We start from the raw sequence: 17,338 nt of genomic DNA, 5'->3' as shown, positions 1-17,338 counted from the left end.
ATTATAGCTTGAAACAAACCTACTATAAATATAATGATAAGGTAAAATGGTAAAATATTGTCTATTTCATAAATTCCCAAATAATTACTCACTGCATCTTTCATGATATACCACTCTTTTAATAAATTATTTTATACTTGTGGTAAGTAAATATTTAATTTTATTCAAATCAAAATCTTCAATTGCATCACTGATTATAGTAACCTGATTTAAATTCGAGAATTTTGCGGCATTAAGAATATTGAATTTCGAGCTATCCGCTAAAGCATATGAAATGTGAGCGTGCTCTATAGCCATTCTTTTAACACTTGCCTCCTGTTCGTTTGATGTTGTTAAGCCAACTTGTTCATGAATACCATTAACACCAATAAATGCAACATCAAAATAGAGGTCTTCCAGTTGTTTCAATGCTTGATTCCCTGTGATGGCTTCTGTTTGCCAATGCAAATTACCACCTAATACAATTGTATTTATCTTCATCTGAACTAACTTATTCATATGGGGAACTCCAATTGTTGTTACTGTAATATTTTTTGCAGTAATATAGTTTAACATTTCATAAGTTGTACTTCCCGCATCGATATAAATCATTTGATTGTCTTTAATCATATTTGCAGCTAATCTAGCAATTTGCTTCTTCTCATTAGAATTTGTACTTGTCTTTATTAACATTGGTGGCTCATCATATTGTAATTGATTTAGCTTCGCACCACCATAAAATCGGTTAATCATATTTAATTCTTCCATTTGTGACAAATCTCTTCTAATCGTTGCCTCAGAAACCCCTAAAGATATGACCAATTCACTTACATTAATATTATTTTGGAGTTTACATAACTCAATTATTTTATTCCATCGTTGTTGTTTTGACATAATCTCACCTCTTTACCTCAACTATAGCATATAAAAACTAAAATGATTGGGTTTCATGAATTTGTCGACCTATTCAATCATCTTTTTTGATTGTTTTGACAATTACGACTGACTAATTGAATATCTCAATCAAATTATGATTGTATGCGCTTTCTTAAGTGGTATATTAAAACCATAAATAGCAAGGAGGTAAATTAATAAATGATTTATACATTAACAATGAATCCATCAATCGATTATTTTGTTACATTATCTGATCATTTACTGATTGATGAAGTAAATAGAACGGTAGATGAGAATTTCAAACCTGGAGGAAAAGGACTTAATGTTTCTACAATCTTATCTGTGCTTGGTTACCCTTCTGTTGCCATTGCACTATTAGGTGGCTTTACCGGGGAATATATTAAGCAGTCTTTTGGTCAAAGTAATTTAATCAAACTTGATCCTATAAAAGTTGAAGGTATCAATAGAATCAATATGAAAGCACATTATAACCATTCTGCACTTTGCATCAATGGAAAAGGTCCTATCGTAGACAATATCACAAAAGATTTAATTATTACCAAGATAAATCAATTACAAGAAAATGATTGGTTTATAATTTCTGGAAGTTCACCAGAAGGAGTTGACTCAAATTATCTTATTGAGATTTCTAACTTAGTGCATCAAAAGAAAGCTAACTTAGTAATTGATATGGAAAAAATTGATATTCATATTTTATCTCAATGTAAACCAACTCTCATTAAACCAAATCTTTATGAGTTTGGATTGATTATGGGTAATGACAATATCTCTTTGCTAAACATTAAAGAAGAAATGATTAAGCTAAATCATCTAGGTATATCACAAATTCTAGTTTCATTAGGTGAAGATGGTGCAATTCTTCTGAATCAAAATCAGTTCTATCGTTTAGAACAAGAACCTATTAACGCTGTTAATAAAGTAGGATCAGGTGATGCAATGCTAGCAAGTTTTCTAGCTAAACTAATATCAACAAATGATATAGTTTCTTCACTTAAATGGGCAGGAGCCGCAGGCGCAGCGGTTGCATCTACTTTAGAAGACATAGATCTAAGTAGTATCAAACAGCAATTAAATAAAGTTACTGTCACTAAAATTTAAATGAAAGAAAGGGAGAATAACATGAATAAAAATTTAGATTTTAAAGTTATGTCTGAACAAATCATTACCAATTTGGGAGGCCAAGAAAACATCGCTAACCTAAATCACTGTGCAACACGTTTAAGAATCGTTGTTAAAGATCCACACAAAATTAATCAATCATCCATAAAAAGTATTAACGGAGTAATGGGGTGTGAAGTCCGTGATACTCAAGTACAAGTAATTGTGGGTACAATTATTGAAGATCTTTTTGTTGCTGTTGAGAAATATGTTGGTAATATAACAACTACCAAACAATCACAGCCAAAAGTTGAGAATAAAGGTAAAAATAAATTACTTCAAGCATTTACAAATTTCTTGCAATTAATGGCAGGTATTATGAGCCCTGTTATACCCGCATTAATAGCAGCTGGATTTTTAACCGTACTATTACTTGTAATGAATATGTTCTTTGGTCTTGCAACAACAAGTCCAACTTATATTCTATTAAACAATTTAGCTCAATCCGTGTTCTATTTTTTACCAGTATTTGTAGCATATACATCTGCAAAGAAGTTTGATACTGAACCCGTCTTAGCGATGTTACTTGCTTGCTGGCTACTTTATCCAGGTTGGGTAGAAATGGCAAGTGCTGGCGGATGGACAAATTATTTTGGAATTCCTGTTTTACTCACTACTTATAATGGAGCAGTCTTACAAATTATTCTATCCGTTTGGATTATGTCACTTGTTGACAGATTATTAAAGAAACTTATTCCTCTTACTGTTCGACATTTCTTGAAACCGTTTTTATTAATTTTAATCGTTTCAATTATTACGATTACATTAACTGGCCCAATGGGTGGACTAATCACTAACTATATAGCAAGTGGTATCGCTTGGTTAAGAACTAATGCAAGTTGGTTAGCTGTTCCTGCGATTATTATCTTTGCAAGTACTGTTGGTCTTTTATGTCCTGGATTCCACTTGGCTTTAATACCAATCGCTATGACAAGCCTTGCTACTGTTGGTTATGATGACTTTATTAATATTTGGTTCTTCTGCTGCACAATTACTCCTGGATTTATTGCATTAGCGGTTGGATTAAAATCTAAAAATAACAATCTTAAACAAATAGCTTTTCCAGCTTCGTTATCTGCATTATTTGGAGGAATTTCAGAACCTACAGTTTATGGAATTTCTTACAAAATGCCAAAAATATTCTTTGCTAGTACTGCAACATCATTAATCACTGCTTTCGTTGCTGGGCTAATGAACTTAAAGTGTTATGGATTTGGTGGGTATTCAATTACTAATATTCTTCTTTATCTTGGAACAGGTAATGATACCGCTAACTTTACAAATGCCCTAATTTGCGTAGCTATTATGGCAATATGTTCCTTCTTATTTGTTTGGTTAATTAAATTTGACGACTCCATCTATAACGAAGGAGATGAGGTTACACCAAGCCATAAAGTTGAAATTGCTGCTCCTACAGAAGGTGTATATGTACCGCAAGAAAATATTAATGATTCAATGATGGCTAAAGGAGAATTAGGATCTTGTTTTGGAATTAAACCTATTAGTGGAATTGTAAAAGCTCCTATATCTGGAACTATTCAAGTAGTCTCTAGCACAAAACATGCAATCATTATTAAAAGTGACAATAACGATGAAGTTATGGTTCATATAGGAATTGATTCTGTTTATCTCGATGGTAAGGGACTTGAAACATTCGTGACTGTTGGTCAAAAAGTCAAACTAGGTGATCTAATTGCAAAATTTGATATTGAATTATTCAATGAAAAAAATATCGATGATACAATTATCACCATTCTACTTAACAGTAATAACTATCATGATGTAAAATGTACTAACAATGACAAAGCCATGTTGGTCGCAAGTATTTGAGGTTAGTATATGAGACAATATGATAAAAATTTATTGGATGACATTAAAAGAAAAGAATACATAAAAACTGTTGATGGAATTGAAATACGTTTTAAACCTGTTCCCGATGATGATAGAGAACATGTTCTTGATAGTAGAATTCTCAATGTGATAAAACAAAAAAGTCTACTATTTACTGAAAGAAATAAAATTGGTTTTAAAATATCGAATGAACGATTTAGACCAGATAAAGTAACTTACGACTTAACTGAAACTAGTATCGTTGAAGATGAATTACTAATTAACATTGATGATGATCATTATATTGATATCTTTGTCTATAGGCCTGAAATTACTGAAGCAAGACTTCTTCCTACATTAATCTATCTTCATGGAGGAGGATTCATCGCAGGTGATATGAAGTTATATAGAAATCAAATGAAATTCATCGCAGAAAAAGCAAATGCAGTAGTGATTTTTCCTGAATATCGTCTTGCACCTGAATGTCCATATCCTGGACCATTAAACGATGCTTGTGGAACAATACAATGGGTATATAATAACGCAGAACGATATAATATTAACCCAGATAAAATAATGTTAGCTGGCGATAGCGCTGGCGGTGCCTTAACAAATGCCTGCTTGCTTAAAGATAAAAATAACATTATTAAAAGAGCATTTGAAATCTATCCTGGATGTGACTCAACTGACTATAAAGATCAAACTGCTTTTACTTGGTCTTATGATTATTATCCTGTCATTGATGAGCACAAAGAATATGCATATACTCGAATAGATCGAATTAAGAATACTGTTGGTAAATCGAGTAAAGATAATTTCTACACACAGGGAAAAATAAAACTTAATGATCCATTAATCTCTGTTATCTATGCTAGTGATACACAGTTGTGTAAATTTCCGCCTATGACAATTGTATCCGCTGAATATGATTACTTACGAGTAAGTAGTGATTATTTTGCAAAACGTCTTCAAAATGTAAATGTACCCGTTAAATCAATCCAGTATTGTGGTTGTGATCATGGATTCTTAGATATGTTGGGATCATATGTTCAAGCAGAAGATTTATGTATTGAAATTGCAAAAGAAATAAATGAAATGTAAAGACAAAATAAGCTTGCTCATTAATTTGTGGGCAAGCTTTTTATATACCAATAAGTTTTATTTATTACTTCTTAATTATCTCGTATAAATCGATGAATTCTTTCGCAATGATTGAGAATGCTTCTGCAGACATTAATTGATCCTCAGCATGAAGTAATAGTAATTGGAATTTGATTTCCTCTCCATTTGCTTCTTTTTGAACGAGTTCTGCATGGACTTTATGTCCTTCTACAAAGACTTCTTCTCCTTCTTTGATTTTTGCTTTAGCATCATCAAATTTTCCTTCCTTTGCATCTTGAATTGCTTCAATATACAAACTTCTCGCTGTACCTACAGCAGAGATGATTTGAAAACAAGTTAGCTCTAATCCTTCCATATTAACCAATCAATGCTTTAGCGTCTGCTAAAACACCCTTTCCATCCATTGTTCCATATTTTTGCATTTCAATAACTGCACATGGTAAGTTTGGAAACTCAGCTTGTACTTTCTTCAAATTGAAACGTGCTTGTGGACCTAATAAACAACAATCTGCATCTTTTAATACAGCTCCTGATTGAGAAACTGGATATGCATTGATTTCACATTCATATCCTTCAGTAGCTGCTGCTTCTCTCATCTTTGTTACTAACAAACTTGTACTCATTCCTGCAGCACATAGTAAGACTATTTTTTTCATAAAAACCCTCCTGTTTTATTTTATCATTGTTTTTTTCTCATAACACCATTTAGTAAGAAATGGAATTATGAATGTTGTTAATGTAAGTGCAACTGCACATTGAGCTGTCGCAATACTTACAAATGGTGCTAGTTCTGGATTAATAACGGATGCTAGATATGGAAGTGAAAGAGAAACTCCTGATACTCCACATGTTGCAATCGCAGCACATCCTTTTTGCCTCAATACAATTGTATCAAAGAAATAAGCTAATCCAATAGAAACTATCGTAATAACGATTGTAAGTAGAACTCCTGTGAATGCACTTTGTACTAAGTTTAATAAATTAATGTTTGTACCAAATGCAAATCCAGCAACTGGAACAATTGTTGAGATACCTTGTTTAAAATATTCTTTAAAGCGAACATCTAACGCTGTAATACCTATTCCAAGTAGAAATGGAATCAACATCGCCATAATACTATTGAATGCTGATGATGATGAACCGAGAATTAATAATGCAATATTGGGCATACCAATAATTGTTAATAGACCAAAGTTTGCTTTATCTGCCTCATCACCATATGTTTCCATTAAACTTAAATAAAGAGCTGAATTACAACTAATAATACAAGTAACAATTGCAATTGTAGGTATACCTAGAATTCCTTCAATTGGTAAATAATGAACACATAATTTTGCCAGTATAATAAATGATATTAATTTGAAAGTAGCCAGTGGAATACCCTTTTTAACAACAGGTTTCATCTTTCTTATTTCGCATTGAGTACCAGTAAAGAATAACATCAATCCAATCAATGACATCAATCCTGTTTTATAAAATGATGCAGAGAATGGATCACCAATCAATAATACATTCGGAAATAATGTGTTGATGATTGCTCCAATTAAGACTGGAACAATCATCATACCTGCTGGTATCTTGTTGATTTTATCAAATATCTTCATTATTTGATTACTTCTAAATCTTCTCCATTGGTTGCGATGACTTTTTTATAGTAATCATATGATTTCTTCTTCGTTCTCTTTAGTGTACCTGTTCCATCATTATTTCTATCGATATGTACAAACCCATAACGTTTCTTCATTTCACCTGTACCTGCAGATACGATATCAAATGGTCCCCAATAGAGATAACCCATAATATCACACCCATCATGGATAGCTTCTTTAATTTGTTCAAGATGCATCTTTATATATTCCATTCGGAATGTATCAATAAATTCACCAGTTTCAGTTACTTGATCATCTAAACCAATACCATTTTCTACAATGAACAATGGTAAACGATAACGATCAGTTAATACATTGCAAAGGTATCTTAATCCTTTTGGATCAACTGGCCATGACCAAGGCTCAGGTGAATACATTGTTAGATAAGGGTTCTTAGCACCTTTAGCACCACCTGTTCCAGCAGCCATGCCAACACCATCTTTGAATACAGCGCTCATATAATAACTAAATGCAATAAACTCACATGGGTTATTTTTAATTACTTCTAAGTCACCTTCTTTGATTACTGGTTTACAATTATTTTCTTCCCAGATTCGATTTACATATGCAGGGTATTCACCTCTGCACATGACATCACTCCAAAGATAATGATTACGTTGGAATTGCATTGCTCCAAATACATCATCAGGATTACAGCTAAACGGATAAGAAACTATGTGGGAAAGGGATAGCATACAACCGATTTTTGCATCTTTAATTATTTTATGACATAGTTCTACTGTTTTAGCATTAGCCACGAATACATAGTGAGCTGCTTGATATTTTTGTTGGATTGTTAATCCACTAATTGGCTCATTCACATCACTTGGATGAATATCTAACATAGCACCTGCTGCAAATGAAAGTCTAAATAAGTTATTGATTTCATTAAATGTTAACCAACATTTAACTAAGTCCTTGTATCGAGTAAATACAGTTTCTACATAACGTAACCAAAACTCAATCATTTTTTCGTTTGCCCATCCACCATATTCTGTTAATAGATGAAGTGGTGTTTCATAGTGGCTTAAAGTGATAACTGGTTCCATACCTAATCTTCTCATTTCAGAGAATAAATCATCATAGAACTTTAGTCCTTCTTCATTTGGTTCTAACTCATCACCCTTTGGAAATATTCTTGCCCATGAAATGCTTGTACGGAATGCATTAAATCCCATACCAGCCATAAGTTCTAAATCTTCTTTGTAGCGATGATAGAAATCAACAGCTTCATGACTTAAATATACTTTATCTGGATTATAACAAGGTTCATATTTTTTTGTTTCATCATTCCACTTAATGGATGGATGAGTACCCTCAGAAATGATTCCAACTAATACATCTGTTGCGTTAACACCTTTACCACCTTCTAAGTAAGCACCTTCACATTGATTTGCTGCAACAGCGCCTCCCCACATGAAGTTTTTTGGAAATCCAGTCATCTTTATTCCTCCTCTAAGCATTGACCATTTGTAGTAATTACATTTTTATACCAATCAAAGCTTTTCTTCTTTAAGCGTTTGTATGTACCATTACCCATGTCATCTGCATCCACATAAATAAATCCATAACGTTTTGTCATTTGTGATGTACTTGCACTTACTAAATCAATACAAGCCCATGATGTATATCCCATACACTCAACACCTTCTTCAATCGCTAATGCAATTTGTTTAAAGTGATTTCTAAAATATTCAATACGATAATCATCAATGATGGATCCATCTTCCTCTACAACATCTTTTGATCCAATTCCATTTTCTACAATCCACAATGGTTTATGATAGCGATCATATAAATCAATTAATGATATTTTTAATCCCACAGGGTCAACTTGCCATCCCCATTCACTAATTGGTAAATATGGATTCTTAACACCAGTAGTTAAGTTACCACCCACTTTTTCACGTTGTTCTGCATTAACACTTTGTACCATGCTCATGTAGTAACTAAATGAAATGAAGTCGACTGTATAGTTTTGAATGATATCTAAATCATCCTTCTCCATTTTTATATCAAAGCCTTTGCGTTGCCATTCTTTAAATATGAATGTTGGATAGAATCCCAATACTTGGACATCAGTATAGAATGAATTAACTCGATTATCTTTTTGAGCTAGATAAATATCTTCAGGATTACATGTTTCTGGATAAGTTAATGTTTTTGTAACCATACATCCCATTTGAGATCCAGGAATAATTTCATGACAAAGTTTCGTAGCGATTGCACTTGCAACAAATTGATGATGTAATGCTTGATATATGGCTTCTTCTGCTTTGTCTTTACTTTCATACTTCTCTTCTAGAACACCAATTGTTGTGAACGCATGTCTGAATACACTATCAATTTCATTAAATGTTAACCAATATTTAACTTCATCCTTGAAACTTTCGAAGCATACTTTTGCATAGCGTACAAAGAAATCAACAACTTCCCTACTAACCCAACCATCATAATGATTCACTAAATAAAGTGGCATCTCATAGTGGCTTAACGTTACTAGTGGTTCAATATTTGCTTTACGCAATGTTTTGAATAAGTCTTTATAGTATTCAATTCCTTTTTGATTTGGTTGTTCCTCATTACCATTTGGGAATAAGCGTGTCCATGCAATCGATACACGAAGTGTTTTAAATCCCATCTCTTGAAATAAAGCAATATCTTCTTTGTAATGATGATAGAAATCAATACCTCTGCGTTTTGGATAATATGTATCTTCAGTTGCACTCATAGCATCTTCTACATTTTTTTTTGATGTATGCCATTGGCTCACATAGTCTTTTACATCTACATTGGGTTTATACATAGCAACATCCGCAACACTCATACCCTTGCCATCTATATTCCATGCACCTTCGCATTGATTTGCAGCTATTGCACCACCCCATAGAAATCCTTCAGGAAATTTAATCATCTTACTTTTTCTCCTTTTCTAAAAACGAGCATACGTACTTATGCACATATACTCGCTAACTCATATTTATGCTTCTTGTACTCCATTTTCTTTTGCTTCAAGCGCTTGTTGTGCTTTTAATTCAGCTTGTTCTTTTGCATATTGTTTGTTTGATAGTAATACAAATGGTGCATACAATGCAGTACATGCAACCAAGATAAATAATTGTACTACTACACCTTGCCAACCATGACCAATGAATGCATTGATAATAATTGGGAATCCAAATGGAACATCGACAATATTACATGGCAAGAAACCAATGCTTGTAAAGAATAAAACTGAACCTGTTGCAACACCTGCTGCTAGGATAAATGGAATTGCAAATGTCATATTTAATACCAGTGGTAACCCATAAACAACTGGTTCACTGATACCAAATAATGCTGGTCCAACACCTAATTTAGCAATCATTCTATGATCATCACGTTTAGAGAAGATGAAAATCGCAAATAATAATGAAATAACAACTCCCGCACCACCGACTACAATAAAGCTTACTAATGAACCATAAGTAATTGGTTGATTAGGAATAGTTCCTGCTGCTGCAGATGCGATGTTTGCAGCGATTGCAGATGCAATTAATGGATTACGGATTGGTGTAATAACCATGTTACCGTGAATACCTAAGAACCAGAATACTTGTGCAATCATGAACAATGCGATAGCTCCAACTGGACTTTGGAATACTGCTTCAAGTGGTGCTTGTACAACAGCATAAATCCATTGGTTTAAATAAGAACCTGTTGCTATATGGAATAATGTACCTCCAATAGAAACAATTAATAATGTGATTAAAATAGGAATTAATGTATTAAATGATGTAGCAATTTGCCCTGGAACTGAAGGTGGCATTTTGATTTTAATCTTTTCAACCTTCATTAATTTAGAGAATATTTCAACTACAATTAATGTTAAGAACATTCCAATAAATAGACCTTGTGCTCCAATTGCTGCACCTGGTAAACCTGCTGCAGTACCTGTTACTTCATTAACAATAACTTCTACATATTGAGGTACAACAATAACAAATGATGCTAATGCGATAACTCCTGTAATGTACTCAGGAACTTTATTTTTTCTAGCTAATTCCATTGCGATTAAGAATACAATTGGAAGTGCCATGCATGATAGTGTTGCAAAGTTAATTGCATCAAATGCTGGCTTTAAATTAACTAACCATGGAATAAATGCTGCTAAACCTGTTTTTGTTGAACAGATTAATGTATTAAATAATGTTGCAAAAGATCCAACGATGATAAATGGCATAAATGTTGTAAAACCATCTTTAATTGCTCCTAAGTATTTGTTACCATCTACTTTTTCTGCAATGACCATCAATCCGTCTTCGAACTTTTGACCGAAACTTGACTTTGACATTTTTCGTCCTCCTCATATATTTGTTTTGCTTGTTTTAAAACTGCTTCCCCATCATACCTCCCATAACTAGTAGAATCGATGATTGCTACAGGTATGTGGTTTGGAACTAATTCTCGAATCACTTGATATCGGTGTTTAATTTGTGGACCAATCAACAAGACATCGAATTTTTCAATGTTTCTTTCGATATGTGATTGCTCGATTGCCCATATCTCATGATTCTCATTACAGCTTCGCGCTGCTTCTCTCATTTTTTGAACAACGATACTGGTCGACATGCCCGCGCAGCATGCTAGACAAATGCGCATTTGCTTCACCTTTCGTGCCTCTATGAGAAAAGAAACACGCCTTACACCACTATAATGCCATGGTGTCTTGCGTGTTTCCACTTCATCTTTTTCCGTATCAATTACGGAAATACCCTAATTTTCCGCAATGACTTCCTCTTCTATTCTTCTTAGAAGTCCTAACATAATGTCAAAATCTTTCGCATTAATCAGCATTTTAACGTTGTTTTCGCTCATCAACATCTTACTTGTTGTTTCATAAAATAGTCTTAGATCTTCTGTTCCATCTTTTTCGATGGAAAGTAAGAAGATAAATTGTACTTTGGTTTTTTGCCAAACAATAGGTTCTTTGAGTATCGTAACACTGACAAATGTTTCTTTTGATAATGCAACGTTTGGATGCGGAATCGCAACATAATTACCAAACTCAGTAACAGCTAAAGCTTCTCTTTCGAGTATTGAACCAAAGTAATTGTCTGGTATTTCTCTAACCTTACTTACCTGATTTACTATTTTCTTTAATACTTCCTCTTTTGTTTTACCTGTTATATCAGTATAAAATAAATCTTTACTAAAATATTTATCTATTTTACTAACAGTATTTCCACTAATAATTTTCTTAATCTTCGCTATATCATCATTTTGAAAGAAATATTCAATTTGAATAATCGGTAATGGTACTGGAAAATCAATAGGTACCGTCGCAAAGATATAATGATAATTTGAAAAATCGATTTTATGCAGTCCTAATAAATCACAAGGTGTTACTTGATTTAGTGATTCTTTGAATTGAGAACGTATACGATACGCTAATAATTCACTAGTCCCTTTTCCCGTACTACATACAACCAAAACATTCTTCATTGTGTTATCCACACGTTGTTGTTCAAGGGCTAAGTTTAGATGTAATGCAAAGTAACAAATCTCATCATCACTAATGGAACGATTGTATTTATTCTCTATCGCTATACATGCCTCTTTCGCAAATTGGTACGCTAATGAATAGTGTCTTAGTATTTCCTCACGCAAAGGATTCTTCATCGTCAGATTGTATTTGATTCGATTCAATAGTGGTACCAAATGCAAATACAAAGTCATTCTTAAATCTAAGTTATCTCTGAAATCTACTCGATAGGTACCATAGATACGATTCAACATTTCATCCACAATTTCTTGTGTATTCTTATCAATGATTATATTTTCATGATTACTTGCATAAGCATTTAAATTTTGTTTACCTGATAAATGAATTGTAATGTATCCACATTCACTCTCTGGTATGACAAGTCCCGTTAACTCGCTACAAGCATCTACTATTCGTTTCGCAACCTTGTATTCATCTTTATTCTTTAGATTACTAAGTTCAGTTTTATCCATTGTAACAAAACACTTTTGCTCAATCCGTTTCATCGCAACCAATAAATGCATCACTAAATTATTAAATGAGAAATTAGATATTTCATATTGTTCTTCTCTTAGTATTTGAGTTAATTTGTCTTTTAAACCTAAGATTAATTGTTCATTACCATCATATTCTGCTTTCTTAACATGCATATGTTCCATGGTAAAGTTAGTAAGGCACAATCTAAAATCAAATTCTTTACCATCTATTTTTAATCCATAATTTGGCTTTTGTTTAAGTTCTAATCCATATTCCGCTAATACTTCTTTGGCAGACTTAAGGTCTTGTTGAAGAGTTGACTTACTGACATATAACAAATCACATAGGTCCTCAATTTTCACATAACTTGGATTTTGTAAGAAGTATCTTAGTAAATAGGTAATACGTTCTTCAGAGTTCTCTGGCATAGTTTCATCATTAAAGCTTTCTAATAATGACTTAAATAATTTTTGGTCCTCAATCTCTAATTTATATCCTTTACTTGGACTCGATGTGATAAACGCTCCATGATCTTCTATAAATTCATTTAGTTCTCTAAAGTCACTTCTTATTGTACGATCACTTACTTTCAGCTTTTCTGCAAACTGAAAAGAAGTCACATATTCCTGACTTTGTAGCATATTAATAATGGATTTGAAACGTTTATTCATATTCTCTCCCAAGTATTATCAATATGTGACCATTATACAAGATATAGTAAAAAAATCAAAAGCATTTTTATATTGTGAAAATAGGATAATTCAATTTTCAAATCACTATATTCAATTTTTAAAATTAAATATGTTTACTGATATTTCATAAAAAATCTTTACTATGATAAACATTATACGAAACATAATTATCGAGTGTTCAAATTACATATCAAATTAACATAATGGAACTTCAATCATTCTAGATTTATCAAAATTATTATTTGACATATGAATTAATCTATGTTTATTATCTTTTTCTTGATAAAGAATTTTTTCTCTTCAATCTTTCTACAATAACACTCTGATGGCTAATATTTCTAAAGAACTCCCTCTCCAGTTTTTGTATTTGAGAATGATGCAAATCAATATTATTAAGCATATACCCATGAACCACCCTATTCAAAATAATGACACTTAACGGTGATTTTAACTTTTGTTTAAGATTTACTGCTTTTCTAAAAAAATCATCGAAATTTCCATTACTTTGAATTACAACAAGTTGTTCAAGTAAATAAATTGTTCTTTCAAGATTAATAAAATCCTTTGAAGTGAAGAATGTTTTTGTATTTTCTCTATAAGCACTTTTCCCAACCAAATTAAACAACTCCAGTAGTAATGATGTCGATTGCCATTGAAGATATTTTAAAACTTCTTCTTCATTAATTCTATTTTTTCGTGTGAAGTCATCATAATCCAAGCTCAAAATAAGCTTTATAATATCTTTTTTATTTGAATCAATACTAAAAGCCCATTTATAAAATATTTTATTTGGTAAAGAAAATAAAATATTCATTACGTCTTTCTTCTGATCTGCTTTCATGATGTGCTCAAAAGCAGGAAAACATCGTGTAACCGTCGTTAATAATGATATCGCTCTTATCAACTGATTATGCAGTTCAATAACTTCTAGGTCATCATAATCATAAACTCTCACTGTGTCAACAATTGAATTATCAATCATATCTCTATCATTTTTCAATTCTTGCTTTTTATCTTCTTCTCTTTCTTGATCCGTTGGCACACCAATATTTAAACTATCAAAATCTAATTTATTTAGATATTCAATACTATTATCTTCAAAAGAATACTCGGGCCACTCATCAGCAATATTCAACGCGCGATTTATTATTGTATTTAATATCTCCACATTGTTTGTCCTAGCAATAACAAACATCAGTATTGTCTCATTAATTCTGTAGCAAGAATAATTTAAACAGTCCTTAACACTTTCTGTATCTAGTAAAGATACAATTTCACTTGCTACAAAATAGCTTAATATATTATTATTAGCAAAGTAAAAATAATTTGATTCATCCGCTCTTTTCATTATTTTTGATTTAATCATATCATCAATAAAACCGTATTCATCAATATCAGATGCATATTCGCAATTGTAATTTGATATCACACGATGTATATCCTCAATACTTATTGGATATTTTCGATTCTTATGGCTAAAAAAAGCAATTTTAGCTAAAATAGTGAAAATCTTCTCGATTTTGTAGTGATTAACTTCGATTTTCTGTATCATATTTATTAATGTTGCTTGAAATACACTACCGAAAGCATTGCTTTCTCCTTGGATTGTGTTTGTTTGATACCGCATAAAATAATTTATATACTGTACGATAACTCCAGGATTGAGTTGAATAAATCTTCTTTGTACTTTCAAAACATTTTCGATATTTCTCGCCAGATTCCTAATTTCTTCATTGGATAAATCCTTATGATTATTTAAAACTTTATATATTAGTTCTTCACGTTTATCAAAATAGAAAGGCAAAATTTTATACTCTTGATACGAATTATCTGACAAGGAATTTTTTATTGTATTCTCTAGATCAACATCAATTATAGTTGAGCTCGTATAAATTATGTACCCAAAATCTTCTTCCATACCTAACAAAAAAGCATCTAAACTTTTTTTCGATACATTATGAATATCATCTATAATTATCATTTTTTTATTTTTATCAGCTTGTTCAAATTTCGAATATTCTCCATTAGTTGTAGCATATTGTTCATCAAAAATTCTGCGTATAATTTGTTTTCTATTATTATTTATAATTTTATTTACATCACAAAATATAACATATTTTTTTATACAATACTCTCTAAATATTTCTCTTACTAGAGTACTCTTTCCAGATAGTTCTTCTCCTTTTAATATTATTTTTTTGTGAGTTTCTATTTCTTCTAAAAATGTAATTCTTTCAACAATTTCTAAAATCTTTTTTCCATTTATCCTTTTTGCTCTCTCAAGTCTAGGAAACACAAAATAATCTGAAACATTATATCCATCACTTACATCCGTAAAATTATCAACAAAGAAACTATTCGTAACTTTTGGAATTTCAGCGGAATTTTTCAGAATAATTCTATTTTCACTAGTTTCAATTTTTTCATAAACATTATCTAATAAACTCCACCGATAATGTGTTCTAAAGATTTTATTTTCATTTGTATCAAATACTATAGAAAAATATTCGCTTTTATTCCAATTTCCTTTATTAGATAAACATCCTCCATTAAACAAAATTGTGTCATCCTTATTTTCAAAAGCTATTTTTTTTGCGGATAAATTATGTTCATGTCCGCAAAACACTAACGTGTTTTGCGAAAATATTATTTTTTCTAACTCATGCTTGCATTCATCTGCAAACCATTCAGGAGCATGATGCATTAGGGTTATTACCATATTAGCTTTTTTGTCTATTCTTAATTCGTTTAATGTTGATTGAGAAAGTTTGTGAATTCCTTTATCATTTTCATCAATCTTAGAATAAAATGCAGTATTAATTAAATTAATTTCTATAGTGAATCCATTTATATCTACTAGTTTTTGTTCAAATTCGTTAATTTTTTCATTCCTATTAAAAAATTCATTGGCAAAATGTTTATAACTTGAAAGTTTTATTGCTTCATTTTTTTCTTTAGAAAGATTTGTAATTTCTTTAGTATTATAATTTAAATCATGGTTCCCAGGAACCATAAAAAAATGGCAATCTTCTGATACTCTTTCTTTCACTTTACTAATTAGATAGTTTAGCATTATCGATGCAGTATCATATTGTCGTCTAAACCCTGAAAATGCAATATCTCCTGTTAGACATATAAATACACTTTCTATTTTTCCTATAGAATATGGATTTAAAGTATCCACCATTTTATTTATTCTTTCTTCACTCCAATCTGTACTTAATTGAATATGAATATCGCTAATATGTAGAAATAATATCCTCATAAACCCTCCATTTATTAATCATAGCCATTTTATTCGTTGAAACAAGTTAACTTTTTTACTATATATTAAGTATACTTAAATTTATAAAAGCATTTTATACTTTCCTACTTTTTGTTGTTAATCAATATAAGTGCTTTTTTAAAATGGTATAAAACATTTATATTCTCAACAATCATAATGCTGAGTAATTTATAATTTTAAAATATATTGACTTATAAATCTCTAAAATTCTTTTATAGTATATAATTCTATTGTATTTTTTTGAGTTGATGTACATATCTATTTATACTACCATTTTTATAATATACATAACATCCCTTCATACCTCTAGTCATTAATGTTCTATAAGTATTCTTTATAATTGAATCAGTAAGTCTAAGAGCCTCTTCAGGATTTTCTTGATACAACTTTTTAATTCCCCTAAGAGATTGATCTGTTTTAGCACGTTTTGTAAAATCAGTTACAATATGTCCATCCTCAAACTTTAAATCATCACCTATAATTACACCTACGTAATCAAACTCTAATCCTTGGCAAGTATGTATACAACCAGCCTCATGAACAGATTCTTCATCAATTGCCCATGTCTGTGTATTATCTAGATTCCAACTCATTCCAAAGTTATGCTCGGGTATTGTTATATCAAATATTCCAGTGTCTTTGCGTGTATTTTTATTCCAATCCCAACAATATCCTGCAACGATTCTTGATTTATTATTTATCT

14 protein-coding genes are annotated in these 17,338 nt (G+C 31.3%); 3 read left to right on the top strand and 11 right to left on the bottom strand.

Translation table 11 applies throughout. The features are described from left to right. Window positions 1-126: 126 nt before the first annotated feature. Window positions 127-873, bottom strand: a complete 747-nt coding sequence (locus tag RR643_RS08890) for a DeoR/GlpR family DNA-binding transcription regulator (RefSeq protein ID WP_332483001.1) — start codon at window positions 871-873, stop codon at window positions 127-129. A 201-nt stretch (window positions 874-1,074) separates the two neighbouring features. Between RR643_RS08890 and RR643_RS08885 the strand changes: the two genes are divergently transcribed. The 3 genes from RR643_RS08885 to RR643_RS08875 are packed head-to-tail and all read left to right on the top strand — an operon-like array spanning window position 1,075 to window position 4,986. Next, the gene (locus RR643_RS08885) at window positions 1,075-1,995 is read left to right on the top strand and encodes a 1-phosphofructokinase family hexose kinase (protein ID WP_332483000.1); all 921 of its coding nucleotides are present in this window, start codon (window positions 1,075-1,077) and stop codon (window positions 1,993-1,995) included. A 21-nt stretch (window positions 1,996-2,016) separates the two neighbouring features. Then, window positions 2,017-3,885 (top strand): glucose PTS transporter subunit IIA, encoded by a 1,869-nt coding sequence (locus tag RR643_RS08880; protein ID WP_332482999.1) that lies wholly within the window; start codon window positions 2,017-2,019, stop codon window positions 3,883-3,885. Between the two features lie 9 nt (window positions 3,886-3,894). Beyond that, on the top strand, window positions 3,895-4,986 hold the full coding sequence (locus RR643_RS08875; RefSeq protein ID WP_332482998.1) for an alpha/beta hydrolase: 1,092 nt from the start codon (window positions 3,895-3,897) through the stop codon (window positions 4,984-4,986). 64 nt (window positions 4,987-5,050) lie between these two features. On the opposite strand, the gene RR643_RS08870 is transcribed toward RR643_RS08875, so the two are convergent. The 10 genes from RR643_RS08870 to RR643_RS08825 form a co-directional block, all read right to left on the bottom strand. Further along, window positions 5,051-5,362 (bottom strand): PTS lactose/cellobiose transporter subunit IIA, encoded by a 312-nt coding sequence (locus tag RR643_RS08870; RefSeq protein ID WP_332482997.1) that lies wholly within the window; start codon window positions 5,360-5,362, stop codon window positions 5,051-5,053. A 1-nt stretch (window position 5,363) separates the two neighbouring features. Next, window positions 5,364-5,663 (bottom strand): PTS sugar transporter subunit IIB, encoded by a 300-nt coding sequence (locus RR643_RS08865; RefSeq protein WP_332482996.1) that lies wholly within the window; start codon window positions 5,661-5,663, stop codon window positions 5,364-5,366. 15 nt (window positions 5,664-5,678) lie between these two features. Continuing rightward, window positions 5,679-6,611: a 2-keto-3-deoxygluconate permease gene (locus RR643_RS08860; protein WP_332482995.1), complete on the bottom strand. Its 933-nt coding sequence runs from the start codon at window positions 6,609-6,611 to the stop codon at window positions 5,679-5,681. Continuing rightward, the gene (locus RR643_RS08855; RefSeq protein ID WP_332472665.1) at window positions 6,611-8,098 is read right to left on the bottom strand and encodes a glycoside hydrolase family 1 protein; all 1,488 of its coding nucleotides are present in this window, start codon (window positions 8,096-8,098) and stop codon (window positions 6,611-6,613) included. Before RR643_RS08855 ends, RR643_RS08860 begins: the two co-directional genes overlap by 1 nt. A 2-nt stretch (window positions 8,099-8,100) precedes the next feature. Next, window positions 8,101-9,570, bottom strand: a complete 1,470-nt coding sequence (locus tag RR643_RS08850; protein ID WP_332482994.1) for a glycoside hydrolase family 1 protein — start codon at window positions 9,568-9,570, stop codon at window positions 8,101-8,103. Between the two features lie 66 nt (window positions 9,571-9,636). Then, window positions 9,637-10,989, bottom strand: a complete 1,353-nt coding sequence (locus RR643_RS08845) for a PTS sugar transporter subunit IIC (RefSeq protein ID WP_332472663.1) — start codon at window positions 10,987-10,989, stop codon at window positions 9,637-9,639. Next, the gene (locus tag RR643_RS08840; RefSeq protein ID WP_332472662.1) at window positions 10,947-11,297 is read right to left on the bottom strand and encodes a PTS sugar transporter subunit IIB; all 351 of its coding nucleotides are present in this window, start codon (window positions 11,295-11,297) and stop codon (window positions 10,947-10,949) included. Before RR643_RS08840 ends, RR643_RS08845 begins: the two co-directional genes overlap by 43 nt. Before the next feature lie 114 nt (window positions 11,298-11,411). Continuing rightward, on the bottom strand, window positions 11,412-13,328 hold the full coding sequence (locus tag RR643_RS08835) for a BglG family transcription antiterminator (protein WP_332482993.1): 1,917 nt from the start codon (window positions 13,326-13,328) through the stop codon (window positions 11,412-11,414). 289 nt (window positions 13,329-13,617) lie between these two features. Continuing rightward, the gene (locus tag RR643_RS08830; RefSeq protein ID WP_332482992.1) at window positions 13,618-16,614 is read right to left on the bottom strand and encodes a metallophosphoesterase; all 2,997 of its coding nucleotides are present in this window, start codon (window positions 16,612-16,614) and stop codon (window positions 13,618-13,620) included. A gap of 248 nt (window positions 16,615-16,862) precedes the next feature. Next, on the bottom strand, window positions 16,863-17,338 hold a 476-nt coding region (locus tag RR643_RS08825; protein WP_332482991.1), incomplete at its 5' end, for a DNA/RNA helicase domain-containing protein.

Source organism: Anaerorhabdus sp. (assembly GCF_036637135.1).
GTDB lineage: Bacteria > Bacillota_I > Bacilli_A > Erysipelotrichales > Erysipelotrichaceae > Anaerorhabdus.
Note: the sequence above shows the minus strand (reverse complement) of the source record. Positions and strands in the feature narration are given on the sequence as shown.